The following is a 24965-nucleotide window of genomic DNA, read 5'->3' on the forward strand; positions in this document are numbered from 1 at the left end:
CGCCTACCGCCGTCGAGCCGCCACCGCCGCGGTCGGCAGTGCTGGCAATTCCTCCATCACCCGGCTCAGCGGGAAGATGGCGATCGCCTCGGTGCCTTCGCGCAGCTTGGAATGAAGTTCGAACTCGCCGCCATGCATTGCGAGCAGCCCTTGCACGATCGGCAGGCCAAGCCCGGTGCCTTGCTCGGCGCTCTTGATGGCGATGGAGCCCTGGCCGAAGGCGGAAAGCACGATCGGGATCTCGTCTTCCGGTATGCCCGGGCCATTGTCCTTGATCGAAATGTATTGTCCGCCGCCCGCCGTCCAACCGACACGGACACGGATTTCGCCGCCGGTGGCGGTGAATTTTATCGCGTTCGACAGAAGGTTGAGCGTGATCTGCCGCACGGCCCGTTCATCGGCGAACAGCCGAGGCAGCTCGTGCTCGAAATCCTGGACGACACGGATATCCTTGTTGCGCGCCCTCAACTCCATCATGTGACAGCAGTCCTCGACGATACCAAGCAGCATCACCGGTTCTTCATTGAGCTGGTAGCGGCCGGCCTCGATGCGCGACAGGTCGAGAATCTCGTTGATCAGGTCGAGCAGATGCTGGCCGGATTCGTGCACGTCATGAGCGTAGTCACGATAGGTGGGATTGCTCATCGGTCCCAGCACCTCGTTCGACATTACCTCGGAAAAACCGAGAATGGCGTTGAGCGGCGTGCGCAATTCGTGGCTCATCGAGGCGAGGAACCGCGATTTCGCCAGATTGGCGTCCTCGGCCCGCCGCCGCGCTTCGTCCGACATCGATTTCGCCGTCTCCAGTTCGGCGATCAGCGCATCCTTTTCGGAGCGGAACGACAGCATCATCAGGGACGAGTGGTTGAGATGACGGGCCACATAGGCGAAAAACGGCAGCGACACGACCAGCAGCGCGGCCATGATCGCCTCGACCGGCATCCATAGCTTGGCGCCGGCATAGGCGTAGAGCGCCACGGGAACGGCAAAGGTCGCCAGCAGCGCGCCGCGCAGAGACGAGGTCATCACCGCGGTCGCCGCCATGGCGAACAACAGCACCACGGCCTTGACGATGTGGAACGGATCGACCTCGCAGACGCTGCAGCCAAGCCACACGAACCAAGCCCAGCCGAGACCGCACAGGAAATGGCCGATCAGGAATTCCCGCCGTGCTTGCAAAGGGTTGAGCTCGGAAGCTTCAGTGCGCTCGATGCGCCGCGCCATGAAGGCAACGATAGTGTAGCAGGTTAGCGTGAACAGCGCCCAAAGCCCGATCTCATTGCCGATTCCGGCCAGCCGGCCACCCGCGGCAATCGCCAGCACGAGAAGCGGGATGGCGATGGCGCCGCTTGTCATCGCTCGGGCATGCAGCTTCAGCAGTTCGCGATCGAAATCGGGATTGCCGGCCTGCTGCGAAAGACGGTCACGCGTCTTGCGCACCGCGCGCGCGACATCGCTGTTGCGATGGCGTTTCCTGCGGTCCACAATGAACTTGTCCGCTGTGTTCGAGCGTTGCAAGGGCATCAAAACTTCAATTTATGCGAGCAGCGGTTTCCAAGTGTTAAGCTACGTTCGAATGATTAACCAACCGTTTGCCATATGAGCCGTTCATGGTCGCCGAGGCCGCGCCGGCGATACGTTGCGCGCCCCAGAAGCCTGTGGCGCCGGCTGGTGGATTACGGGCTTGCCGTCATCATCCTCGGACTGCTGATCCTGCTGGCGGCCCGCCTCGACCGGGTGGAGACACGCAAGACGCAAGGCGTGGCAATCATCAACGACGGCGATTCGATCACGCTTGGCACCGAGCGTATCCGCATGCGCGGCATCGATGCTCCGGAATATACGCAGACCTGCCGCAAGAACGGCGCGGACTATTCCTGCGGCACGCTTGCGCGTCAGTCGCTCGTTCGCCTGATCGCCGGCAAGCCCGTCTCTTGTACCGGCTGGCAGCGTGATCGTTATGGCCGGCTGCTCGGCGACTGCACCGCCGGCGGCAAGGATCTCAACCGCGCGCAGGTCGAGGCGGGCTGGGCGGTTGCCTATGGCGACTTCGAGAGCGAGGAAGCCATCGCCCGCGCGGCAAAGGCCGGCATCTGGGCGGGAACGTTCGATCAGCCGCAGAATTGGCGAGACAGCCATCACGGCGAAGTCGTCGAGAAGAAGCACGGCACACTGGCGTCGATCGGCGATGCCGTGCGCGAGATTTTTCGCTTCTGGTGATGCGCATCCTGGAACTGGAACCGAGGACGAACAGGAGGATGGAATGAAGCTCTTCGACGGTGGCCGGGCGCCCAATCCAAGGCGGGTCCGCGTTTTCCTGGCCGAGAAAGGCATCGAGGTTCCGCAGGTGCCCATCGATATGGGCGCGTTGGAACACAGGCAACAGGCGGTCAGCTCGCGCAACCCCTTGCAGCGTCTGCCGGTGCTGGAGCTCGACGACGGCACCGTCATCACCGAATCCGTCGCCATCTGCCGCTATTTCGAGGAGCTGCATCCCGAACCGGCCCTGTTCGGGCGTGGCGCACTCGGCAAGGCGCAGGTCGAGATGTGGCAGAGGCGGATGGAATTCAATTTGCTCAGCTGCGTCACGCAGGCCTTCCGGCACATCCATCCTGCCATGAAGGAATGGGAAATCCCGCAGGTCCCTGAATGGGGTGAGGCCAACAAGCCGAAGGCCGTGGCGTTCCTCAGGCTGCTGGACGGCGAACTGGGCAGCCGGGAGTTCATCGCCGGTGACAGCTATTCGATCGCCGACATCACCGGCCTGATCGCTGTCGACTTCATGAAGCCGGCACGCATCAAGGTACCGGATGAGTGCGCGAATGTGTTGCGCTGGCATCAAGCCGTTTCCAGCCGGCCGAGCGCATCAGCCTGAGAATGACTGCCGAACTCGAAAACCTCGTCGCCAGGGTCCGCGCCTGCCGCATCTGCGTGGAAAATCCGGCCGGCAAGCCGTTGCCGCATGAGCCGCGACCAGTGCTGCGCCCATCATCCACCGCCCGGATCCTGATCGCCAGCCAGGCGCCCGGCACCAAGGTGCATCTGTCGGGCATGCCGTTCACCGACGCTTCCGGCGACCGCCTGCGCAGCTGGCTTGGCGTGACGAGCGACGAATTCTACGACATCGAAAAATTCGCAATCGTCCCGATGGGCTTCTGCTTTCCCGGCCAGGATGCCAAGGGGGGAGATCTGCCGCCGAGGCGCGAATGCGCGGCGGCCTGGCGCGCACCTTTGATGGCCTCTATGCCACGGATCGATCTGGTGCTGACGATCGGTATCTACGCGCAGTCCTGGCACATGGGTGCGGCGCGCCGGCCCTCACTGACGGAAACGGTCATGGACTGGCGCTCCATCTGGGAGAATTCCATCGGTCCGAAAGTGCTGCCGCTGCCGCATCCCTCGTGGCGCAACACGGGCTGGCTGAAGAAGAATCCGTGGTTTGAAATGGATTTGCTGCCTTTTCTGCGTTCGGAAATCCGCTATCGCCTCGGCTGACCTTTCAGCAAGAAATCACTCGCTTTTTGCCCGATCAGCAGAATTTCTTTCTTGTGAAAGGCCTGGATAAGGCAGAGTATAGGCATTCTATTCCTTTGGGAGCACGATATGGATCGCCTCGATAGAAAAATTCTCCGCCTCTTGCAGGAGGACGCGACACTCGCGGTCGCCGATGTCGCCAAGAAAGTCGGGCTGTCGACGACGCCTTGCTGGAGACGCATCCAGAAGCTCGAGGAAGAGGGCGTCATCAAGCGGCGCGTTGCCATTCTCGACCATGAAAAGGTCAATGTGCGCGTCACCGTCTTCGTGTCGATCCGCACCAATTCGCATAGCCATGAATGGCTGCGGCGTTTCTCGGAAGTCATCCAGGAGTTTCCCGAGGTGGTCGAGTTCTACCGCATGAGCGGCGACGTCGATTATCTCCTGCGCGTCGTGGTGCCCGACATCGCCGCCTATGACGCCTTCTACAAGCGGCTGATTGCCAAGATCGAAATTCGTGACGTGTCGTCGTCCTTCGCCATGGAGCAGATCAAGTACACGACCGAAATCCCGCTCGACTACATGGTTCTGGACAAGGAATCGGGTGCCAACGCTGCCTGAGCTGAACGTCACATAAAGTCATCCCGCTTAGTTCTTCTTTTTGTTGAGGAAACTCCAGGGTGAGTTCACCGGCAGAGTGATCGTATCCGGCACGGTCTCGACGCTCACCACATCTGCCTTGCGCACGCTGTAGCCAGACTGGATGATGCTGACGCCGTCGAGGATGAACAGCTGGCTCTTCTCCATGTCCGGCTTCAGCGCGCCGGTGACCGCTACAGGCTGATAGGCCTCGGACATCTTGTAGGGACGGGCCGGCGTAACCAGGACAATCTGGTTGGGCGGCGGCGTCGGCATGTGACTGCAGGCACCCGTCCAGGGTACCAACAGGAACTGGTAGACAAGATCACCGTCGCGATCGACCGGCAATGCGTAGCCGGCTAGCTGAATGCTTTTGTCCTGAAGATTGACGGACAGCGTTTCGCCATGGTCGGGCAATTTTGCCGCGATCATCGGCAGCCCGACGTTTTCGGCGGCGGATTGCGTAGCCGGACGCAGATCCTTCCAGAATATGTGCGCAGTCTCGGCCGAGGCATCGGCGGCAGCGGACACAAACAAAGCGGCAGCGAGCGCCAGGGTTGATTTTAGAGGATTGCTCATCGGCCGCTTCCTTTGAGCCTCAAGTAAAGACGCCGCTGCCAAAGACGTCAACGCTCGAGGCGCATCACATGTCGGCAGCCACTTCACATGTCGGCGAGATCCTGACATGGCGGAACGCGCGCCGTCAGCCTTTCCTGGCGGCGATCCGCGCGAGCGTCTTGGCATTGGTCAGCTCCCTTACGGCGTCCTTGCCGATCCAGCGCGCCGTCTTGTCTGCCGACTGCGCCAGTCGTTCGGCGACAGCCAGGGCGGCACCGTGCATGTTCATCGATCGCTTACCGATCGACCGAAGCGCCCAGTTCACGGCTTTCTTCACGAAATTGCGGCTGTCGTTCGCGTGCGTTTCGATGATCGGCAGGAAGGAGAGGAAGGTCGCCCCTGGCTCCTGCTTCCGGTGGACGACAGACCAGGCCATCATGGCGAAGGCCGTGCGCCGAACGAACTCCCGCTCGTCGGCCGCAAACTCGGCGATCAGTTCTTTCCAGGCGTCCGTATCGACAAAGAGATCCGAGACGCCGTCGACGATGTCCCAGGAGTCGAAACTCGCCGCCCATCGTCTTGCATCTCCAGCAGAAAACCGTTTCGGGTCAGCCGTGACGGAGGCAATGAACTGCGCCTCCATGATGCCGCTGTCCCATAGCTCGAAGGCGCGCTCGTGGTTGCGTTTGATCGTCCGCGCGATCTGCCGCTGCATGCCGTGCGAGATGCCAAGTGCACGGTCGATCTTGATGCCGTAGCGCAATATGCCGAGGCGGTTCTGCTCGGATCCGATGGCGCGAAGATGGGCGACGATTTCCGCGGCACTGGATTGAGGCGAGAGCTCTGCCACGGCAGAGACCTATTTTTCGAGACGGGCGAGCAGCGAGGACGTGTCCCAGCGCTTGCCGCCCATCGCCTGCACATCCTTGTAGAACTGGTCGACGAGTGCGGTGACCGGCAGTCTGGCGCCATTGCGGTCGGCCTCGGCCAGGCAGATGCCGAGATCCTTGCGCATCCAGTCGACGGCGAAGCCGAAATCATATTTGCCGGCGTTCATCGTCTTGTGGCGGTTCTCCATCTGCCAGGAGCCCGCGGCGCCCTTGGAAATCACCTCGATCACCTTCTCGATGTCGAGCCCGGCCTTCTTGCCGAAATGGATGCCTTCGGCCAGGCCCTGGACGAGACCGGCTATGGTGATCTGGTTGATCATTTTGGTGAGCTGGCCGGCACCGGCCGACCCCATCAAGCCGACCATGCGCGCAAAAGCGTCGATGACAGGCTTCGCTTTGTCGAAAGCGTCCTGCTCGCCGCCGACCATCACGGTCAGCACGCCGTTCTCGGCGCCGGCCTGGCCGCCCGAGACCGGCGCATCGAGAAACGAAAACCCGCCGGCTTGCGCCGCCGCCGCCAGCTCGCGAGCGACCTCGGCCGAGGCGGTGGTGTTGTCGATGAAGACCGAACCCTTCTTCATCGATTTGAAGGCGCCTTCCGGACCGGTCGTCACCGAACGCAGATCGTCGTCATTGCCGACGCAGGAGAATACAAAATCCTTGCCCTCGGCGGCCTGCGCGGGGGTCGCCGCCAGGCTACCGCCATGCTGGCCAACCCATTGCTCGGCCTTGGCCTTGGTCCGGTTGTAGACGGTGACGTCATGGCCGCCCTTGTTCCTCAAGTGCCCGGCCATCGGATAGCCCATCACGCCAAGACCGAGAAATGCAACAGATGCCATGAGCTTGCCCTTCAGAATGGAAACGGAATTTGCTGTGAAAGCTCTAGGCTCTGCGCTCAATTCGTCAAGACGCGTAGAGCCTGATCGACTGGTGCAGCTGAATTGAAAATCGTCAGCGTTTCAGGTGAACGGTGATCCGGCGCTCGATCCATTCGACGCCATGCCGCAAGATCTCGACCATCACCAGATAGACGAGGGCGACCCAAATATAGGCCTGGATGTCGAACGAGTTGGCGAAGGCGAGCTTGGCGTTGCCCATCAGATCGTAGACCGTGATGATGGCGACGATGGCGGACGCCTTGACCATCAGGATCAGTTCGTTGCCATAGGGCCGCAAGGCGACGATCAAGGCTTGCGGCAGGATGATCTTGCGCAACGTCTGCAGTTTATGCAGGCCAAGCGAGGCCGCCCCTTCCCATTGCCCTCTTGGCACGCTCTCTATGGCGCCGCGCAGGATCTCCGCCTGGTAGGCGGCCGTGTTGAGCGCAAAGGCAAAGACGCCGCAATTGAACGCGTCCTTGAAAAAATCCCAGAGGCCGATCGACTGGAGTTCGACGCGGAACGAGCCCAATCCGTAGTAGACCAGATAGGTCTGGACCAGCAGCGGCGTGCCGCGGAAGAAATAGACGTAGCAATAGGCGAGGCCGGACAGGATCCGGTTGCTGGACATGCGCCCGTAAGCGACGGGCACCGACAGGATCGCGCCGAGTACCATCGATATGGAAACCAGCGCCAGCGTGACCCCAAGCCCGCTCAGATAAGCCGGCGCATATTTGGCAAAGAAATCGGGATTCCAGGCAAGGAAGAGATAGCTGACGATGCCGATACCGAACAAAATCCATAGGCCCACCAGCGCGTAACCGGCGATACGCCTGCGCGGCCAGCCGCGCGCCCGTGGCGGTGGACGTTCGACCATGGTGGCCGTGGCGCTCATCGCTGCGCCTCCCGCCGGCCAAGCGAGCGCAGGATCGCGTTGGTGGCGAAGGACGACAGGACGGCAAGGCCAAGAAAGACCAGCGAGGCGACGCCGAAGAACAGGAAAGCGTGCTTGGTGACGCGGGCCGCAATGCTGGCATTGCGCAGCGTCTCGGCCAGGCCGACGACCGACACCAGCGACGTGTCCTTGAGCAGGCTGAGCCAGCAGTTCTCCAGTCCAGGAAACGCGATGCGCAACAGCTGCGGCACGATCACCTTGCGCATGGTCAGCCAGTTCGAAAGACCGATGGCGTAGCCGCCCTCATACTGGCCTTTGGGAATGGCGCGGAAGGCGGAAAGGAAAACCTCACTGGCATAGGAGGAGAAGATCAGTGCAAGCACGATCATGCCGGCGACAAAGCTGTTGACGTCGATGGTGACGTCAGGCCGGAAATACCTGACGAGATGCTGCAGCAGGATCGGCATGCCGAAAAAGAACAGGAAGAGCGTCACCAGTTCCGGCAGGCCGCGAAAGACGGTGGTGTAGATGTTGGCGGCAAGGCGCAGCGACGGTTCTTCGGACTGCTTGGCGAGTGCAATGAAAAAGCCGATCGTCAATCCGATGGGCAGCGTGGCAAGCGCCAACGCAATGGTGATCAGTGCGCCATAGGCAATATCGTCAAGCCAGCCTTCAGGTCCCCAACTGAGAAGTGTCCATATGCTCTGGGCTGGCATCGACCGGTCTTATCCCCACGGCATTCCCAAGACGAATAGAAAGACGGCGGGGAAATTCCCCGCCGTCTTGAACTGGCTTATCAGGACTCGGCGCCGTAGACGTCGAACTTGAAATACTTGTCGTTGATTTCCTTGTATTTTCCATTGGCGCGAATGGCGGCGATGGCCGAATTGAGCTTGTTGACCAGGTCAGTTTCGCCCTTGCGTACGGCAATGCCGGCACCAGGCCCGAAAATCTCGACCGGCTGCGGCGAAGGTTGGCCGAGGATCTTGCAGCAGGCGCCGTCAGGCGAGTCCAGAAACTGCTGCAGCACGACGATATCGTCCTCGATGGCGTCGAGACGACCATTGGCAAGATCGGCCTGCTCCTCGGGGCTGCTCGGATAGCCCTTCACGGTGCTGTCGGTGTAGGTCTTCGAGGCATAGTTGAAATGCGTGGTGGTGGTGGCGACGCCGATGGTCTTGCCGGCTAGATCTTCCTTGGTCACGCCTTTCAGCGTGCTGTCCTTCGGCACGGCGATCGCCGAGGGCGTGTTGTAGTATTTGTTCGAGAAGTCGACTTTCTCCTTGCGCTCCGGCGTGATCGACATCGAGGCGACGATGGCGTCGAATTTACCGGCCTGGAGGGCTGGAATGATGCCGTCCCAATCCTGGGCGACGAAGGTGCACTTGACCTTCATCTCATCACAAAGCGCCTTGGCGATGTCGATGTCGAAGCCCACGAGCTGGCCATCGGCGGTAAGGTTGTTGAAGGGCGGGTAGGCGCCTTCGGTGCCGATCCTCAGGGTCTTTTCCTGGGCCTGGGCGACGCCGAGCGTCAGCAGCGCGGCCGAAGCGGCAAGCGCGATACGCAGTGAAATACGCATGATGGTCCTCTCTTTATGGTCCCGGCCGTCGTTCCGAACGGCTCTGTGGGGCGGTGCTTTTGACCGCCCGCTGGCGCGATACTCCCACTCTTTCCAAGAAAAAAGCAACTGCAAAACCATAAAAATGGGCAAGGCTATTCTGCCGTTGCGTCAGCGCTCAAGCAACGAGCCCGGTGGTGCGCTCGATGAAGTCGGCTATCGATTTTGCATCGTCGAGATCGAATACCGGCAGCAGCTCGCCTTCAATGGCAAAATCGGCGGCAACAGCGACGATGTTGGGATCCTCCGCCGAAAGCGGCGTGCGGTCCTTCGCATCCAGCCGGCGGGTTTCGATCTTGCTGTGGGCTTCGCGCTTGTAGCCCTCGACCAGCACGAGGTCGCAAGGGGCAAGCCGCGACAGGACAGTCTCCAATGTCGGCTCATCCTCGCCGCGCAGCTCGTGCATCAGTGCCCAGCGAACGCCGGAGACGATCGCGACTTCGGTGGCGCCGGCCTGCCGGTGGCGAAAGCTGTCCGCGCCAGGTTTGTCGATGTCGAAGTCATGGTGGGCATGTTTCACCGTCGACACCTTCCAGCCGCGCCGGACCAATTCGCTGACCAACCTCTCGGTCAAAGTCGTCTTGCCGGAATTCTTCCAGCCTGTGATGCCGAAGACACGTCTGTTCATGGCTTGATGCTCTGCAACAGACGCTCGGCAGACACAAGATCGTCCGGTTCGTTGATGTTGAAGAAAGGGTCGATCCCCGCCGATGGCGGAACCGGGAACTCCACCTCGACAAAACCGTGCCGGTCGATGAAAGCCGAAACCCGCCTGATATCTTCATCGACCAGAAAGTGCCGCAAGGCATCGCGGCAGCCGATCGGCCAAAGCGCGAAGGTCGGATGCCGCTTGCCGGCCGAGCGGGCAACGGCAATAGAACCGGGGCTTTGATCGGCGGCCCCTGCCAGACGCTCGACAAGGTCCAACGGCAGGAAAGGCGTGTCGCCGGCAGCGCTGACGATCGCCTTGCAAGACCTGTTGGCCGCGGCCCATTCGAGGCCGGTCAGGATTCCGGCGAGCGGACCGGCAAAGCCGGGCACGCTGTCGGCAAGCACCGGCAGTCCAAAGCGCAGGAATCGTGCAGGGTCGCCATTGGCGCTGAGCGCCATCGATTCTATTTGCGGGGCGAAGCGCGACACGACCTGGTCAAGCAGGCAGCCATCGCCAAGCGGCAACAGGCTCTTGTCGCCGCCGCCCATCCGCCTCGACTGGCCACCGGCCAGAACAATCCCCGCAATTTCTCGCTTCATGCCACGAAGCCTGTACGCCAGCCGTCGGAAATCACAAGAATGATCTGGCTAGATTCCGTCCGGAACCATGCTTGGCCCCGTGCTTTCGGCGACGATCTTGCGCCGGCCGACGACCCGCTCGCGGTAGAGCGCATAGAGGCCGGAGCCGATGATGATGGTGGCGCCGACGATCATCGGCAGATCGGGAATGTCCGCGAAGATGAACAGGCCAAGCAGGATCGACCAGATCAGGGCCGTGTAGCGGAACGGCGCGATGAAGGAGATGTCGCCCGCCCGCATCGCCATGATGATGAACTGGTAGCCGATAATCACCAGCACAGCAGCCAGGGCCAGCAGGGCCGTGCTGTTGCCCGTCATCGGCGTCCAGCCGCCCATTGCCGGCAACAGCGCCGCGCCGACGATTGTCATGGCAAGCGCGGTCGCGGTCGACACCAGCAATGTCGGAATGGCCTTGGGGATCCGCTTGGTGGCGAGATCGCGCACCGCGCAGCAGGCGACGCTGGCCAGCGCCGACAGCGAGTAGACGCTGAACCCTTCGAAGCCCGGCCGCACGATGATCAGCACGCCGGCAAATCCGATGGCGATGGCCAGCCAACGCCGCCAGCCGACAGTCTCGCCAAAGACAAGTGCCGCTCCCATCGTCACCGCCAGCGGCAGCGCCTGCAGCACCGCCGAAACATTGGCGATCGGCAGATGGGCGAGGGCGACGAGGAAACTCACCGTTGCGCCGGCCTCGCTGATCACGCGCAAGGCGACCAGAGGCTGCAGCATCGAGCCCGGGCGGGCGAGAGCGCCGCGCTGCCAGGCCAGCAGGCCGACGAAAAGCGAAGCGAAAGCCCCACGGATCAACATGACCTGCGCCATGTTCATCGATTGCGACGAGTATTTGGTTATGGCGTCGTTGAGGGTGAAGCCGGCCATCGCCACCATCATGAACAATGCGCCGCGAAGATTTGGAGACAGGGGCAAGACGGCTACCGGTTCTGCTAATACATATCGCCCAAAAGTGACCTCGGTTTGGGGAAACGACATGCATAAGAAACAAAGACCTGAAGCGCGTGGCTGAATCCGTTCAAACGCGACGCGCTTCAGGCAGCAAGCCTGTAACAGTCGGGCATGAAACAGCAACAGCAAAGGACTGGGCCACAGCCTTGTTTGTGGCCCTGAATATCGCCTGCGATGGCGAACTTACTTCTTCGGCGTAAGCACCTCGGTGCCATTGCCTTCCTTGCCGGCGATCGTCCAAAGACCGTGCAGCGAACCGTCCGCCGCCACCTTGTAGACGACGAGGCCAATGTCCTTGTCCATGACATAGCCGGCGGAGAAGGCATCATCGTTGCGCATGCAGATGCCGTCGGAAGATGAGCCACCAGTTTCCCAATGGATCGCGCAGGTCGTCCCGCTGGTCAGCGTGATGGTGGCTTCGCCGCCATAGGCCGAGCCGTCGAAATTGGTGCCGGCAACCGTATAAGTGCCGCCGATCGACTGCGCCGCCGCGGGCACGGCCGCGAGGCCAAGCAGTGCCAGAGAAAGAACGAGTTTGCGCATGGTGTATCCCCCTGTGAGCGAAGAGCAGCTTCCAGAGGAAGGCTAGGCTGGAACAGACTGGCCGTAAATCCGGCTGCGGTTCGCGAACAAGACTTTTTCTGGGGTGTGGTCCGAAACCGTCATGGCCCCTTGAGACTGCCGGCGATGGCGCCGACCAGCGGATCGTATTTCGACTTCAGCGCCGGCGGGTAGTCGACCCAGACCGTACGGACGATACCGTCTTTCCCAAACAGACGTCGCTCGTAGAATATCTTTCCATCCCTCAGGCCCGACAGCACGGCCCAGTCCTTTCCGGCCTTGCTGTAGGTGATCTTGTAGCCCGGCTCCTTGCTCGCCTTCTCCGCCGCGACAAAGCCTTTCGGCGTGTCGTCGTCGACGTTGAGGATGCCCGAGCAGATCAGGCTGGCGCCATCGGCGCTCAGCCATTGCTGTCCGTCGCCATTGTCGGGCTCCGGCTGGCGATCGGTGAAGACGTCGTCGGGAAAGGTGCAGACAGTGCCGAAGCGATCGTTCACATAGGTGAATGGCGCGGCGACCGCACTGGTTGCTGCCATTGTCGCAATGACCAGGAATGAAGAGTGCAGCCGCATGCTCGCCTCGAAGTCATGATCCCGAAGCGATATTGCATGAATTTCACGGAAGATCAGCCGCCAGTGACGCTCATGTGGCGCGACACCGATGGGCGGCTGGTGCGGCGGTCGATGATGAAGTCATGGCCCTTGGGCTTGCGGCCGATGGCTTCGTCTATTGCTTCGGCGACCAGCTCGTTGCCTTCCGAGGCGCGCAAGGGCGCGCGCAGATCGGCGGCATCTTCCTGGCCGAGACACATATAGAGGGTGCCGGTGCAGGTCAGCCGGACGCGGTTGCAGCTCTCACAGAAATTATGCGTCATCGGCGTGATGAAGCCGAGCCGTCCGCCGGTCTCGGCGACCTGGACGTAGCGCGCCGGGCCGCCGGTCTTGAAGGGAATGTCGGTCAGCGTGAACTGGCGTTCGAGCGACGCGCGCAGCAGCGACAGCGGCAAATACTGGTCGGTGCGGTCGGCATCGATCTCGCCCATTGGCATGGTTTCGATGACCGTCAGGTCCATGCCGCGGCCATGCGCCCAGCGCATCATCTCGGGCAGCTCGGCGTCGTTGAAATCCTTCAACGCCACTGCGTTGAGCTTGACCTTGAGCCCGGCCGCCTGCGCGGCATCGATGCCTTGCATGACCTTGTCGAGATGGCCCCAGCGGGTGATCTTGTGGAATTTGTCGGCATCGAGCGTATCGAGCGAGACGTTGATGCGCCTGACGCCGCAATCGGCGAGTTCGGCGGCAAAGCGCGACAGCTGCGAGCCGTTGGTGGTCAGCGTCAGTTCTTCCAGCGCGCCGCTTTCGAGATGCCGCGACAGCTGGCGCACCAGATGCATGATGTTCTTGCGCACCAGCGGCTCACCGCCGGTCAGCCGCAATCGCCTGACGCCCTTTTCGATGAAAACCGTGCACAGCCGGTCGAGCTCTTCCAGCGACAGCAGGTCCTTCTTCGGCAGGAAGGCCATGTCCTCGGCCATGCAATAGGTGCAGCGGAAATCGCAGCGGTCGGTAACCGACACGCGGAGATAGCTGATCGTGCGGCCGAAAGGATCAATCATGTCCATGCTTCAAGCGCTTCCCGTGGCCGTGAACGGCTTCGTTATATACCGCTATGTGATACGATCCGGCCTGCTGTTCAAGATAGCGCCTCTCGATCTTTGGTAACATCTCTCAGCCGACATCGCATGTCGGTCGGTCTCATCAGACCTTTTCCCGTTTGGCGAAGCGGCGTAGGGAAGGGCGGATGACACGGGATCGAACAGCATGACCGCACCGAAAGAACTCAGGGTTTCCAAGGACCGCAAACTTCTGTCCGTCACCTTTCCCGACCACCATCCGTTCGAACTGCCGGCGGAACTGCTGCGCGTCGCCTCGCCATCGGCCGAAGTGCAGGGCCATTCGCCGGATCAGCGGGTGACGGTCCCCGGCAAGCGCAATGTGGCGATCCTGAAGATCGAGCCGGTCGGCAACTACGCCGTGCGCATCACCTTCGACGATTTCCACGACACCGGCATCTTCACCTGGAACTACCTGCATACCCTCGGCCACGAGAAGGATGCGCGCTGGGAAGCCTATCTCGCGGAGCTTGCGGAAAAGGGATTGAGCCGGGACCGCTAGGGCATCGCTGTCGTGAAGATGTCATCGATCTGGGATAGCGCCGGCAAAGGTTTGGAGGCGAAAACATGTCCGTCATCACCACGGTCGAGCAGCTCGAGGCACTCTATGGCGTTCCAGGCGAGGCCTCGCTGGTCAAGGAACTCGACCACGTCATTCCCGAATATGCTGCCTTCATCGAAGCCTCGCCCTTTGTCGCGCTGGCGACCAGCGGGCCGGAGGGGCTGGACTGTTCGCCGCGCGGCGATCTCGCCGGCTTCGTGCGCATCCATGATCCGAAAACGCTGATGATGCCGGACCGTCGCGGCAACAACCGCGCCGATTCGCTGAAAAACATCATCCGCGACCCACGCGTCGGCCTGCTGTTCCTGGTGCCGGGCTCCGGTACGACGCTGCGCGTCAACGGTCGCGCCCACATCACAACGGATACAGCGCTGTGCGCGTCATTTGCGGTGGACGGCAAGGCGGCGCGATCGGTAACCGTCGTCGACATCGATGCGGTCTATTTCCAATGCGCCCGGGCCATCGTCCGCTCCGAGCTCTGGAACCCGGCAAGGCATGTCGAGCCGAAGTCGCTGCCGACGCCCGGACAGATCCTGGAAATCACCAGCCGCAAGAACATCGACGGCGAAACCTACGACAAGGAATGGCCGGAACGGGCGAAGAAGACGATGTGGTAGGGTTGGGCTGAAGGGCGCTCAAGCCTCATTCAGCACATCATAGATCTTGCGCATCTGCTCGCCGATCATGTCGCATTGTTCCGGCGTCGACTGGCTCATCGCCTTCTCGATCAGCGCCATATGCACTTTCAGCGCCTGCATCAGCAGCGCCTCGCCGGCCTCGGTGAGCGCGAGCCGCAGGATGCGCTTGTCCTTCTCGTCGCCTTCGCGGCGCAGCAGGCCACGCGCTTCCAGCTGCGGCAACAGCATGGTGATGTTGGAGCGGCCGACGAGCAGCTTGCGGGCAAGATCGTGCTGCGACATTCCGGGGTGGCGATAGAGGTTCATCAGCACGTCGAGCTGCGCCGGCTTCAAATCGAGCGGCGCAAGTTTCACCGCCAGCGTGCGCTCAAGCACATGGCAGGCGCGCGCCACCGCGACCCAGTTGCGGAAACGCGGGTTGTCCCAAGGCAGCTCTTGTTTATTGTTCATCTTTGAACTATTATGTTCATGCTTGAACGTATGGATGGATTCTCACTATGGCATCATTCGGGCTGAAGGTCATCCGGGGCGTGTTCGGTGCGGCAGAGCGTGTCGCGCCGCGGCTCAGCGGACGCGCGGCGTTCGAATTGTTCTGCCGCACCCCGAATGTCAAGGCGCTCAGCGATGGCGAGCGCCGCGCTGTCGAGCGTGCGACGGGGTTCATGACCGAGGCGCGTCATCACCGGCTGAAGACCGCGACCGGCTGCGTCATGGTGCACGAGTTCCGGCCCGAGCCGGGCAGGGCGGCCGTCGGCACGGTGCTCGTCGTCCATGGCTGGCGCTCGCGCACCGAATATATGCGCGCCTTGATCGAAGGCTATCGCGCCGCCGGCTACAGGGTCGTTTCGCTCGACCTGCCTGGCCACGGCCAGTCGCAGGGCCGGCGCCTGAACATGGTCAATGCGGTGGATGCGGTGCGGGTTGCCGGCGAATGGTTCGGCCCGTTCGCGGCGGCGGTTGGCCATTCCTTCGGCGGCGCCGTCGCCGCCAATGCCATCGCCGGTTCGGTCAAGAACATCCCGCCGCTGGCGGCGGGACGCCTGGTGCTGATCGCGGCGCCAAGTTCCCTGCCGGCGATCTTTGCCGACTTCAGTCATATGTTGAATGTCGGCCCGCGCTCGCAAGCCGCCATGGCGGACCGGGTCGAGCATCTTTCCGGCCGGCCGCTGCACGAATTCACCGGCGACCGCCAGCTCGCCCAGGCACCGGTGCCGACCCTGGTCATCCACGCGCCGGACGACCGCGAAGTCTCGGCCGATCACGCAAGGCGCTATGCCGGTGCCGGCGGCCATGTGCGGCTCTACTGGGCCGACGGGCTTGGCCATCGCCGCATTCTTGCCGACAAGGGCGTGGTCGAACGCGCGGTCGGCTTCGTGACGCATCGCGAGCCATTGCTGCTGCATTGAGCGGCGGTCGAGATTATTTCTTCTTCTCGCCGGGTTCGACCGGCAGTCCGGCGGCCTTCCAGGCGGTGTAGCCGCCGAGGATGTGCTTGACCGGCGAAAGCCCCATGTCCTGCGCCGTCTTTGTGGCCAGGGCAGAGCGCCAACCGCCGGCGCAGAAGAACACGAAGCTCTTTCCCGAGGCGAAGAACGGCTTGTGGTAAGGGCTTTCGGGGTCGATCCAGAATTCCAGCATGCCGCGCGTGACATGTTTGGCGCCCGGAATCCGGCCGTCGCGTTCCACTTCGCGTGGATCGCGCAGATCGACGAAGATGGTGTCTTCATCGTCGAGCAGCCCGGCCGCTTCCTCCGGCGAAACCACCTCGATCACGGCGTTCGCCTCGTCCAGCAGCTCGCGATAACCCTTTTTCACGCTCTCGTCCCTCCCGGCCTTGCTGGCGGATTTCGAGCACACCAGCCGGCGTTTGTCACGCCGCGTTGCCGCCGGCCAACGTCTGCCAGGCAGCCATGGCCCCGGCAACCGTCGCCAGCAGGGCAGCGTGCGAGGCGCCGTCTCGCGCCTGGATCGACATGCCGTGCTGGACCGTGGCGAAGAAGGTCGCGGCAGCGCTCGCGTCGAAATCCGCCGGCAATTCGCCTTCGGCAATACCGCGCTCCAGACGTTTTTGCAGGGCGGTGTGGTTTTCGGCACGACGGCGGCGCAGATCGTCGCAGATGGCGCCGCGGCTCGAATCCTGATGCAGTGCGCCCAGCGTGATCAGGCAGCCCTGCGGGCGATCGCTCTGCGCATAGGCTTTCGCCGTCAGGCACAGGAATTGTTCGATCGCCTGCCGCGCGGTCGGAGCCTCGTCCAATGCCAGCCAGATGTCGGCACCCTCGGTGTGCGAGTAAAAATCCGTCGCCTCCAGGAACAGCGCCTCCTTGCTGCCGAAGGCAGCGTAGAGGCTGGGCGAGTTGATGCCCATGGCGGAGGTCAGCTCGCTCATCGATGCACCTTCGTAACCACGCGCCCAAAACACCTGCATCGCGCGGCGCAGGGCTGCGGTTCGATCGAAGGTGCGGGGACGGCCTCGTTCCGACATGACGCTCTTTCTGTGTTGATCGATACATAATTCAGTTGACGCCAGCGGGCAAGGCTGACAGATATTTATGTATCGATCATTACATAAAAGGAGAATTCGATGTCTTCCAGCAGATTGAACGGTAAGGCCGCGCTCGTCACCGGCGGCAGTCGCGGCATCGGCGCGGCGATTGCGCGGAGGCTGGCGGCCGATGGCGCCAGCGTCGCGCTGACCTATGTGCATGGCGAGGAACAGGCCCGCGCTGTCGTCGCCGAGATCGAGGCCAAGGGCGGCCGCGCCATCGCGATCAAGGCCGACAACCGCGATGCGGTCGCCATAGACAAGGCGGTCGACGACGCCGTAACCGCCTTCGGCCGGCTCGACATCCTGGTCAACAGCGCAGGCATCTGGCGCGCCGCCCCAATCGACACGCTGTCGCTCGCCGATTTCGACGAGACCATGGAGGTCAATCTCCGGGCCCCGTTCATCGCTTCCAAGGCCGCGGCCGCCCATATGGGTGAGGGCGGCAGCATCATCTCGATCGGCAGCAACCTTGCCGAGCGGGCGACCGACGGCAGCCTCACGGCCTATTCAGCCAGCAAGGCGGCGCTGGTCGGCCTGACCAAGGCGCTGGCGCGTGACCTCGGCCCGCGCGGCATCACCGCCAATGTCGTCCACCCCGGTTCGACCGACACCGACATGAACCCGGCCGACGGCCCGCATGCCGAGCATCAGCGCCGGAAGATGGCAACGCCGCGCTTCGGCAAGGCCGACGACATTGCCGGCATGGTCGCCTGGCTCGCAGGCCCGGAAGGCCGCTTCGTCACCGGCGCTGCCCTGACCATCGATGGCGGCGCCAACGCCTGATCCCGCGGGGATTTCCGGCTGGGGCGGAACCACCCTCCGCTCCAGCCGTCACGATCTTGTGAAACCGTTCTGCAACAGGCTTTCCAAAATTTATGAAAGCTTAACGAAATCGGTATGAATCAGTATAGTCGCGCCTTACATCCGCCATGCGGTGAGCGGGACGATCGAGCGTGCGGAACGGGAACCGGTTGCGGCCGGAGCGGGTGATTCATGAAATTCCTCGGAAACAAAGCAACCGTGATGCCGCTGATGGCAATCACGGCGACGCTGGCTTTCGGTGTACCCCAGGCAGGCGCGCAGGGGCTCTTCGACATGCTTTTCGGCGGCGGCGTCAGGCATGCGCCGAAAGGCGAGTTTCCGCCCCCGCCACCGAAGAACAAGCCAAAGCCGAAAGTGTCCGGTGGCGGCGGCGGCAATGTGAAGATCAGCAGCCCGTCCTACTACACCTACAAGGCCGACCGGCTGGTTCGCGTCGACTTCTCGGCATTGGCCGCGACGCCGGCGCCGGCGACACCGCAGGACGCCGCCTTCGTCCCGTCGGCTACGGGTGCCGCGTTTCGTGATGCGGTTGCCAGCTTGGGCGACTACGAACTCTTAGCCGAGCCCGACATCGCCAAGGCGCTGATCGCGTACTACTCGGCCAATCCGGATTTCATCTGGATAAGCGGAACCAGCCTCAACAGCCGTGCGCAGGATGCGGTGCGGGTGCTTGGCGAGGCTTCAAGCTATGGCCTCACGCCCGCCGACTATACGGTCGAAGTGCCCGCTGCCGGCGCATCGTCGACCGATGCCAATGCGCAACTGAAAGAACTCGTCCGTTTCGAGATGGCGCTTTCGGCGCGTGTGCTGCGCTATGCCCACGACGCCCAGAACGGCCGCGTCGATCCCAACCGCATGACCGGCTATTATGATTTCCCGGCCAAGCCGCTCGATCTGCAAGGCGTGCTGAAAACGCTGGCTCATACCCAGCAGGTGCGCACCTATCTCGAATCGCGGCACCCGCAGAATGCGGAATACCAGGCGCTGCGCGTCGAACTGGAAGCGCTGCAGGCCAGTGCGGAAAACGAAATCGTCGTCGACCCCAAACTGCTGCTGAAGCCGGGCGAAACCAGCCCCGAACTGCCGAAGCTGCTGACCCTGATCGCGCGCAATCTCGATGACGAGATGGGCGGCGCCTATGGCGAGGTCCTGTCCAGGCTGGCCACCAGCGACGTCTATGATCCGGAACTGGTCCCGGTCATCAAGGCCGTGCAGCAGAAGGCAGGCATGAAGGGCGACGGCGTCATCGGCCCGCGCACCGTCGCGACGCTGGCCGGAACATCCAAGGCCGACAAGCTGCTGAAGGTGGAAGTGGCGCTGGAGGAACTGCGCTGGCTGCCCTCCGATCTCGGCAGCCCGCGCGTCTTCATCAACCAGCCGGCCTTCACCGCGAGCTACATCGACAATGGCGAGGAAAAGCTCAAGACGCGTGCCGTCATTGGCCGGACCACCAACCAGACCTCCTTCTTCTACGACCAGATCAAGCAGGTCGATTTCCATCCCTATTGGGGCGTGCCCCAGTCGATCATCGTCAACGAGATGCTGCCGAGATTGCGCAACGATCCGGGCTATCTCGACCGGTCCGGCTATGAGGTGACGGATTCGCGCGGCAAGCGCATTCCTTCGTCGGCGGTCAACTGGGGCGCCTATGGCTCGAACATCCCCTACAGCGTGCGCCAGCAGCCGAGCGAGGCCAACGCGCTGGGCGAGTTGAAGATCCTGTTCCCCAACAAGCATGCGATCTACATGCACGACACGCCGCAGAAATCGTTCTTCCAGCGCGATATGCGCGCGCTCAGCCATGGCTGCGTGCGGCTGCAGGATCCGCGCGGCATGGCGGCGGCGGTGCTTGGCACCTCCGTGGACTATATCGCCGAGAAGCTGAAGCACGGCCACGCGACCGAGAACGTGACACGCACGATCCCGGTCTATGTCGCCTATTTCACCGCATGGCCCGATCTGTCGGGCAAGGTCGAATATTTCGGCGACGTCTACGACCGCGACTCGCGGCTGAAGCAGGCCCTGGATGCCACGGAGGCGGTTCGCTCGCCTTCGAGTTGATTTAGCGCTCGAACAGTGGTCGTCGGAAGCCGGCGTCGCGCCCGGCGATCAGCCAATAGAGCAACCCGGCGACAAGGCCGGCAGCGGCAATGATGCCGATGTCGACCCAACGCTCCGGGTCCATGTCCTCCGGTGCGCTCGGCCAGATCAAGGCGAAGCCGCCGACTGCGGCGCCAGCGCCGAAAACCATGTGCAGCAGGACATTGCGCAACGAGAAGAACTCGGCAATCAGCGCGAAGATCAACGTCTGCAGCGCGGTCACCACGATCGTCAGGAAATAGACGAACATGCCGAGCGGCGGCACCAGCAGCACCGCGATCGGCGAAACGCCCATGACGTCGAAATAGTTGGGCGCGTTGGGCAAGGAACTGAGCACGCCATAGATCACCGCCACGGCGATCAGGCCGACCAGCACCGATACGAAGTAGCCGGCCAACATCATCAATATGCGCTTCATCACGTGCTTTGCCGTCGCCATCCCCATCCCCCAATGCGGCGCCCGGAGCTATTCCAGGAAACGACAGTCAGCCATCAAAGCTCGACTGACGCAAGGGGAGGCGCCCGCGCCAGGGCGATCGCCGAAGTTGGCGCCGGGAGCCCGTGACGCAGCCGAGAACGAATTCGCGCCGGAACGTCCCTATTTCGGCTCCGCCGTCACGGGATCATAGGTGATTTCGACCTTCGCCTTGTCCGCCGTGTAATAGGTGACGGTGTAGGCGCCGCTGTCCCAGTCGACCTCGTCCACATAGCGAAAGCCGTCGCGCTGCTCGACCTTGGCGATGATCTCCGACAGCTTCTTGGCATTGGGCGGCGGCAGCGGCTTGTCGTCCGCGGCCAAGGCCGGCCCGCCGGCGAGAAGAACGGCGACGCTGGTCGCCAGCAGAAATCTGGACATGGCTTTCCCTCAAGTTTCGTCGGACAGAAACTCGCTGGCGCGCCGGTTTGTTCCGCAGCTGGAACAGATGACGATTTGGTCTGCCGATTTGCAGTTGCCCGAATGAGGGGGCCGCCGCCCGCTTGACTTACGCGGCGCGTCGTTGAGCGGGGTGGAGACCTGAACGGGTTCGACGAGGGTCGACGGCGGTCACGATGCTGTGGTGGTGATCGCAATAGACGCGATCCGCCGAGGTCGGCCCGGCACAAAAACGATAACCGCCGGGTACCGACCGGTCTTCGCTTACCGGGAAGCGGCACTGATAGACGCCTAGCTGAATGAGGGGGACGTCTTTCGAAATTGGTCTGACATTTTCAGGCATTGTTTTTCAGGTTCCTGGTTCATAGCCATTGCCGGCTGACGGCCGCTGTGCGACCGCGTCAAGGCGAGCTTCTCTCGTTTTGGAGGGCTGTGGATCACCATATGGTGTCGCTCGCAGTGTCAATGAAGCCCCGAAACCCTGCTTTCGCAAGCCAATCATTGCGACTTATGGCCACACTGGCCGCTGGGAGCGGCGGGCTGCGGAAGCGAATACATTTTGTCAGCAGACAGTGTGGTCGCGTCCCGGAGCATCTCTTCGAACCATTGCGCCGGTGCTAGAGTGGGCCTGCACTCACCAAACAGCAGGGATATGAGGCATGCCCGAAATCACCCGCCGTACACTTCTTGCGTTCACTGCCGTGGCCTCGGTCATTGAACCGACATTTGCCGAAGCGGAAGGGGCCTCACCCGAATTGCGGGCGCTGATCGGAGCCCATGAAACCAGCTATGTCGGGCTTCACAGGGTTGTTCATCAAGCGGGCAGCAGCAGCCACGATCGCAAGAGGGCAGACCGGATTGAACAGGAAGCATTGCTTGCCATCTGCTCCTATCCTGCGATCAGCCGAGGCGACCGCCGGGCCAAGGCCGATTACCTGTTGACCGCCGAGGCTCGGGGCGAACTCGACCTGGAAGAGCACATGCAGGCCATCCTGCACGCGATGAAGCGCTGATCGCGGCTCGACCGGCGTAGGGCAGAGTTTGGCCCCATCGACAGGAGTTCATGCGCGGCGACTATCTCGCCGCCTTCCATTGCTGCGACTACGCATCTTTGGCTAACGGACGAAGCGGTCAGCGACCTGTCGGGCAAGTGGCGCTCGATGAAGCCCGGCCCATGGAGCAAGCCCGAGCGCTGAGCCGGAACAACGCTATACGGTCTTTTGCGCCGACGACCGCATCGACGTGTCGTTTTGGATCGCGAACAGATGAAGGTCCGAAACGGCTCCGACGTCTGCCCGTTCCAGAGATATGCGAGCTACAGCAGCGCGTGGAATTCGCCCAGAAGAATTTTGGCGGGCAAGGGGCGGGGTGTAGTTGCTAGGCATTTTGGGGTGCGGCGTTCAGGAAGGCCGATGGTGGGCGATGCAGGGATTGAACCTGCGACCCCACCCGTGTGAAGGGTGTGCTCTCCCGCTGAGCTAATCGCCCGCTCGTTGCCCGAAGGCCAAGCGAGCCGCGATATAAGGGAGGCAGGTGCGGGAAGTCAAGGCGCTGTCCGGCGTTCTGACGAGGATCGGTTTTGCTGTGCTTTGCGCCCTGTCTCCCGCCGCCTTCCGGTCAGTTTCCGGCGGCAGCAATCAGCCTTTGCGCCAGGTCGAGCGTCAGGGCGTCGAAATGCGAAATGACAGCCGACGGTTCGAATTCGCGCACATGGCGGTCGGTGTAGCCGAAATCGACCGCCACCACCTGAATGCCGGCGGCTTTCGCCGTGTCGATGTCGGTTTGCGAATCGCCGACCATCAGGGCGCGGTGAGGGTCGCCGCCGGCCAGCTTTATGGTCTCGATCAAATGGCGCGGGTCGGGTTTGCGGAAGGCGAACGTGTCCTGGCCGGCGATCGCCGCGAAATGTTTGGTCAGGCCGAGCGCCTCGATCAGCGCCAGCGAGTTGGCTTCGTATTTGTTGGTGCAGATGGCGAGGATATAGCCGGCCTCCTCGAAGCGCGCGATCGCCTCGACGACACCGGGGTAGGGACGCGACTTGCCGGGGATGTTGAGCGTGTAGTGGTCGAGGAACAGTTTCAGCAGCCGGTCGTGCTCCTCGACGGCAAGCGATCGCTGATGGGCGGCGTGCGCCCGCTCGATCATCACCCGGCCGCCGTGACCGACAAAACGCCTGAAGCCGGCTTCGTCAACCGCCGCGATCTCGCTGGCGGCCAGGCTGTGGTTCAGGCTGTCGAGCAGGTCCGGCGCTGTGTCGATCAGCGTACCGTCGAGGTCGAACACGATGATCGGTCGGGTCATGGTCTGTCCTGGGGCAAGTTTCTACAGGGGCAGGCGATAAAGGCTGCGGCGCGTCAAGGCAAGCGCTGGGCCAGCTCGTTCAGGCGGGGCCTGCTTATCAGGCCGGGCATTCGCAGCGTGCCCGTCCGATATGAAAAAACCCGCTTGGACGGCGGGTTGTTGGCGCAAATCAGCACCATGGGCAAAAATGTAGCATAGCTGCACTCACCGGTCAAGGAAATAATTCCTACGCCGGATCACCTTGGGGACCCGCCGCCTGGGGCTTTGACCGGACCGGCAAAAATGCTACGAGCCCGACAGCGAATTTCCGGGGCAATAACCGACATGGATGCAAGGCAGTTGAAGGTCGAAGCCGCGCGGGCAGCACTCGCCCATGTAAGCGACGGCATGCGACTTGGCATCGGCACCGGCACCACGGCCGAGGAGTTCGTGCGGCTGCTTGCCGAAAAGGTTGCAACCGGCATGGCGATCATCGGCGTGCCGACTTCGGAGCGCACCGCGTTGCTGTGCCGCGAGCTTGGCGTGCCGCTGTCGACGCTGGAGGAAACGCCAGAGCTGGATCTCACCGTCGACGGCGCCGACGAAGTCGACCCGGAACTGACCTTGGTCAAGGGCGGCGGCGGCGCGCTGCTGCGCGAGAAGATCGTCGCCGCGGCGTCCCAGCGCATGATCGTCATCGCCGACCGCTCCAAGATGGTCGAGACGCTCGGCCGTTTTCCCCTGCCGATCGAAGTCAATCCGTTCGGCCTGCGCGCCACTGAAATCGCGGTTGCCGCAGCGGCTGAAAAGCTCGGTCTTTCCGGACCGGTCACATTGAGGATGACGGGCGGGCAGGCTTTTGTTACAGACGGCGGCCATTTTATCCTCGATGCATCTTTTGGCCGCATTCCGGATACAAGAGCGCTTTCGAATGCTCTCCACGCCATTCCGGGCGTGGTCGAGCATGGTCTTTTCATCGGGCTGGCTTCAGCGGCCATCATCGCCGGCGGCGACGGTATCCAAACCGTCCATGCCGCCCGAAAACCAGGGAGTTCTACCGATCATGACGTTGCATAACCGGGTTCGCAGCCTTTCCGTCCTTCTGGCGGCCTCGGCCGTTTTCGCCTTCTCGTCGCCGGCGTTTTCGCAGGATGTCACGGAAGCGCACCTGAAGGCCGCCCGCGCGGCGGTCGCTGCGATCCACGCGACCGACCCGTTCGACAACATCCTGCCGCAGGCAGCCGCGGCGCTCGAATCGCAGCTGATCCAGAAGAACCCGGACATGCAGGAACTGATCGGCAAGACCATCAACGAGAAGGCTCTGGCGCTGGCCTCGCGCCGTGCCGACCTCGAGAAGGAAGCCGCACTCGCCTACGCGAAAGTGTTCTCCGAAAAGGAACTGACCGACATCGCCGCCTTCTACAATTCCGATTCGGGCAAGAAGCTGCTCGATAGCGGCCCGATGGTGACCCGCGAATTGGTCAAGGCAGCCGACATCTGGCAGAACGGCCTCGGCCGCGATCTCGCCCAGCAGGTCGGCGAAACGCTGGCCGCTGCCGCCAAGGCAAAGGCGCAGGCAGCACCCGCCGCGCCCGCCGACGGAGCCGCCGCTCCGGCCGATGGCGCAGCGCCCGCCGATGGCGCGGCCCCCGCGGACAACAACTGACGCGCATTTTCAAATTGGCCTTGCGGCCTAC

The 24965-nt window shown here is 62.5% G+C and carries 31 protein-coding genes and 1 tRNA gene; 12 read left to right on the plus strand and 20 right to left on the minus strand.

Features of this window, described 5'->3' with window-relative positions:
- Positions 1–3: 3 nt before the first annotated feature.
- Positions 4–1524: a sensor histidine kinase gene (locus A4R29_RS13775; protein ID WP_024503313.1), complete on the minus strand. Its 1521-nt coding sequence runs from the start codon at positions 1522–1524 to the stop codon at positions 4–6.
- Between the two features lie 75 nt (positions 1525–1599).
- On the opposite strand from A4R29_RS13775, the gene A4R29_RS13780 reads away from it, so the two are divergent.
- The 4 genes from A4R29_RS13780 to A4R29_RS13795 all read left to right on the plus strand — a co-directional run bounded on the left by A4R29_RS13780 (position 1600) and on the right by A4R29_RS13795 (position 4095).
- The gene (locus A4R29_RS13780; protein WP_063167987.1) at positions 1600–2220 is read left to right on the plus strand and encodes a thermonuclease family protein; all 621 of its coding nucleotides are present in this window, start codon (positions 1600–1602) and stop codon (positions 2218–2220) included.
- 43 nt (positions 2221–2263) lie between these two features.
- Positions 2264–2875 (plus strand): glutathione S-transferase, encoded by a 612-nt coding sequence (locus A4R29_RS13785; protein WP_027161586.1) that lies wholly within the window; start codon positions 2264–2266, stop codon positions 2873–2875.
- Positions 2815–3495 carry a uracil-DNA glycosylase family protein gene (locus A4R29_RS13790; protein ID WP_013531711.1) on the plus strand — a complete coding sequence of 227 codons (681 nt, stop codon included), beginning with the start codon at positions 2815–2817 and terminating at the stop codon, positions 3493–3495. The genes A4R29_RS13785 and A4R29_RS13790 overlap by 61 nt, the downstream gene beginning before the upstream one ends.
- 108 nt (positions 3496–3603) lie before the next feature.
- A complete protein-coding gene (locus A4R29_RS13795) occupies positions 3604–4095 on the plus strand; it encodes an Lrp/AsnC family transcriptional regulator (RefSeq protein WP_006205209.1) in 492 nt (163 codons plus the stop codon).
- A 27-nt stretch (positions 4096–4122) separates the two neighbouring features.
- Here the strand turns inward: A4R29_RS13795 and A4R29_RS13800 are convergent, their stop codons facing one another.
- From A4R29_RS13800 to moaA, 12 genes are all read right to left on the minus strand, one after another.
- Positions 4123–4692 carry a DUF3299 domain-containing protein gene (locus tag A4R29_RS13800; RefSeq protein WP_013531710.1) on the minus strand — a complete coding sequence of 190 codons (570 nt, stop codon included), beginning with the start codon at positions 4690–4692 and terminating at the stop codon, positions 4123–4125.
- 124 nt (positions 4693–4816) lie between these two features.
- Entirely contained in the window at positions 4817–5521 is a 705-nt protein-coding gene (locus tag A4R29_RS13805) for a DNA alkylation repair protein (protein WP_063172128.1), read from the minus strand.
- A 9-nt stretch (positions 5522–5530) separates the two neighbouring features.
- Positions 5531–6400: an NAD(P)-dependent oxidoreductase gene (locus A4R29_RS13810; protein WP_063172129.1), complete on the minus strand. Its 870-nt coding sequence runs from the start codon at positions 6398–6400 to the stop codon at positions 5531–5533.
- 112 nt (positions 6401–6512) lie between these two features.
- Positions 6513–7334 (minus strand): ABC transporter permease, encoded by an 822-nt coding sequence (locus A4R29_RS13815; RefSeq protein ID WP_063172130.1) that lies wholly within the window; start codon positions 7332–7334, stop codon positions 6513–6515.
- On the minus strand, positions 7331–8050 hold the full coding sequence (locus A4R29_RS13820) for an ABC transporter permease (RefSeq protein ID WP_024503306.1): 720 nt from the start codon (positions 8048–8050) through the stop codon (positions 7331–7333). Before A4R29_RS13820 ends, A4R29_RS13815 begins: the two co-directional genes overlap by 4 nt.
- A gap of 80 nt (positions 8051–8130) precedes the next feature.
- On the minus strand, positions 8131–8916 hold the full coding sequence (locus A4R29_RS13825; RefSeq protein ID WP_013531705.1) for an ABC transporter substrate-binding protein: 786 nt from the start codon (positions 8914–8916) through the stop codon (positions 8131–8133).
- Between the two features lie 157 nt (positions 8917–9073).
- Positions 9074–9583, minus strand: coding sequence for a molybdopterin-guanine dinucleotide biosynthesis protein B (mobB, locus tag A4R29_RS13830; protein ID WP_024503305.1), 510 nt, complete (start codon positions 9581–9583; stop codon positions 9074–9076).
- Entirely contained in the window at positions 9580–10206 is a 627-nt protein-coding gene (gene mobA, locus A4R29_RS13835) for a molybdenum cofactor guanylyltransferase MobA (RefSeq protein ID WP_063172131.1), read from the minus strand. Before mobA ends, mobB begins: the two co-directional genes overlap by 4 nt.
- Positions 10207–10254: 48 nt before the next feature.
- A complete protein-coding gene (locus A4R29_RS13840) occupies positions 10255–11175 on the minus strand; it encodes a DMT family transporter (RefSeq protein WP_013531702.1) in 921 nt (306 codons plus the stop codon).
- A 219-nt stretch (positions 11176–11394) separates the two neighbouring features.
- A complete protein-coding gene (locus tag A4R29_RS13845) occupies positions 11395–11754 on the minus strand; it encodes a hypothetical protein (RefSeq protein WP_013531701.1) in 360 nt (119 codons plus the stop codon).
- 119 nt (positions 11755–11873) lie between these two features.
- Complete coding sequence (locus tag A4R29_RS13850) at positions 11874–12344, minus strand: hypothetical protein (RefSeq protein ID WP_063172132.1); 471 nt, start codon at positions 12342–12344, stop codon at positions 11874–11876.
- A 53-nt stretch (positions 12345–12397) separates the two neighbouring features.
- Positions 12398–13393: a GTP 3',8-cyclase MoaA gene (gene moaA / locus A4R29_RS13855; protein ID WP_013531699.1), complete on the minus strand. Its 996-nt coding sequence runs from the start codon at positions 13391–13393 to the stop codon at positions 12398–12400.
- Between the two features lie 199 nt (positions 13394–13592).
- On the opposite strand from moaA, the gene A4R29_RS13860 reads away from it, so the two are divergent.
- Positions 13593–13946, plus strand: coding sequence for a gamma-butyrobetaine hydroxylase family protein (locus A4R29_RS13860; RefSeq protein WP_013531698.1), 354 nt, complete (start codon positions 13593–13595; stop codon positions 13944–13946).
- A 65-nt stretch (positions 13947–14011) separates the two neighbouring features.
- Positions 14012–14623, plus strand: coding sequence for a pyridoxamine 5'-phosphate oxidase family protein (locus A4R29_RS13865; RefSeq protein ID WP_063172133.1), 612 nt, complete (start codon positions 14012–14014; stop codon positions 14621–14623).
- An 18-nt stretch (positions 14624–14641) separates the two neighbouring features.
- On the opposite strand, the gene A4R29_RS13870 is transcribed toward A4R29_RS13865, so the two are convergent.
- Positions 14642–15094 (minus strand): MarR family winged helix-turn-helix transcriptional regulator, encoded by a 453-nt coding sequence (locus tag A4R29_RS13870; RefSeq protein WP_013531696.1) that lies wholly within the window; start codon positions 15092–15094, stop codon positions 14642–14644.
- A gap of 47 nt (positions 15095–15141) precedes the next feature.
- Between A4R29_RS13870 and A4R29_RS13875 the strand changes: the two genes are divergently transcribed.
- Positions 15142–16050, plus strand: coding sequence for an alpha/beta hydrolase (locus A4R29_RS13875; RefSeq protein ID WP_027161593.1), 909 nt, complete (start codon positions 15142–15144; stop codon positions 16048–16050).
- A 13-nt stretch (positions 16051–16063) separates the two neighbouring features.
- Here A4R29_RS13875 and A4R29_RS13880 read toward each other — a convergent pair whose 3' ends face one another.
- The gene (locus A4R29_RS13880; RefSeq protein ID WP_013531694.1) at positions 16064–16459 is read right to left on the minus strand and encodes a rhodanese-like domain-containing protein; all 396 of its coding nucleotides are present in this window, start codon (positions 16457–16459) and stop codon (positions 16064–16066) included.
- 55 nt (positions 16460–16514) lie between these two features.
- The gene (locus A4R29_RS13885; protein ID WP_063172134.1) at positions 16515–17129 is read right to left on the minus strand and encodes a TetR/AcrR family transcriptional regulator; all 615 of its coding nucleotides are present in this window, start codon (positions 17127–17129) and stop codon (positions 16515–16517) included.
- A gap of 99 nt (positions 17130–17228) precedes the next feature.
- On the opposite strand from A4R29_RS13885, the gene A4R29_RS13890 reads away from it, so the two are divergent.
- The gene (locus tag A4R29_RS13890; protein WP_063172135.1) at positions 17229–17975 is read left to right on the plus strand and encodes a 3-oxoacyl-ACP reductase family protein; all 747 of its coding nucleotides are present in this window, start codon (positions 17229–17231) and stop codon (positions 17973–17975) included.
- A 210-nt stretch (positions 17976–18185) separates the two neighbouring features.
- Positions 18186–20075: a L,D-transpeptidase family protein gene (locus tag A4R29_RS13895; RefSeq protein ID WP_063172136.1), complete on the plus strand. Its 1890-nt coding sequence runs from the start codon at positions 18186–18188 to the stop codon at positions 20073–20075.
- 1 nt (position 20076) lies between these two features.
- Here A4R29_RS13895 and A4R29_RS13900 read toward each other — a convergent pair whose 3' ends face one another.
- Both A4R29_RS13900 and A4R29_RS13905 read right to left on the minus strand, forming a co-directional pair.
- Positions 20077–20559 (minus strand): hypothetical protein, encoded by a 483-nt coding sequence (locus tag A4R29_RS13900; protein WP_063167997.1) that lies wholly within the window; start codon positions 20557–20559, stop codon positions 20077–20079.
- Between the two features lie 153 nt (positions 20560–20712).
- Positions 20713–20970, minus strand: coding sequence for a PepSY domain-containing protein (locus tag A4R29_RS13905; RefSeq protein WP_063172137.1), 258 nt, complete (start codon positions 20968–20970; stop codon positions 20713–20715).
- A gap of 677 nt (positions 20971–21647) precedes the next feature.
- Here A4R29_RS13905 and A4R29_RS13910 point away from each other — a divergent pair.
- On the plus strand, positions 21648–22001 hold the full coding sequence (locus A4R29_RS13910; RefSeq protein ID WP_063172138.1) for a hypothetical protein: 354 nt from the start codon (positions 21648–21650) through the stop codon (positions 21999–22001).
- A 400-nt stretch (positions 22002–22401) separates the two neighbouring features.
- On the opposite strand, the gene A4R29_RS13915 is transcribed toward A4R29_RS13910, so the two are convergent.
- Positions 22402–22476, minus strand: a tRNA-Val gene (locus tag A4R29_RS13915).
- 129 nt (positions 22477–22605) lie between these two features.
- A complete protein-coding gene (locus A4R29_RS13920; RefSeq protein ID WP_063172139.1) occupies positions 22606–23289 on the minus strand; it encodes a phosphoglycolate phosphatase in 684 nt (227 codons plus the stop codon).
- Between the two features lie 324 nt (positions 23290–23613).
- On the opposite strand from A4R29_RS13920, the gene rpiA reads away from it, so the two are divergent.
- Together rpiA and A4R29_RS13930 are read left to right on the plus strand one after the other, a co-directional pair.
- Complete coding sequence (rpiA, locus tag A4R29_RS13925) at positions 23614–24345, plus strand: ribose-5-phosphate isomerase RpiA (protein WP_063172140.1); 732 nt, start codon at positions 23614–23616, stop codon at positions 24343–24345.
- Complete coding sequence (locus A4R29_RS13930) at positions 24332–24934, plus strand: DUF2059 domain-containing protein (RefSeq protein ID WP_063172141.1); 603 nt, start codon at positions 24332–24334, stop codon at positions 24932–24934. Before rpiA ends, A4R29_RS13930 begins: the two co-directional genes overlap by 14 nt.
- Positions 24935–24965 lie beyond the last annotated feature (31 nt).

This window comes from Mesorhizobium ciceri biovar biserrulae (genome assembly GCF_001618845.1).
GTDB classification, from domain to species: Bacteria; Pseudomonadota; Alphaproteobacteria; order Rhizobiales; family Rhizobiaceae; genus Mesorhizobium; species Mesorhizobium ciceri.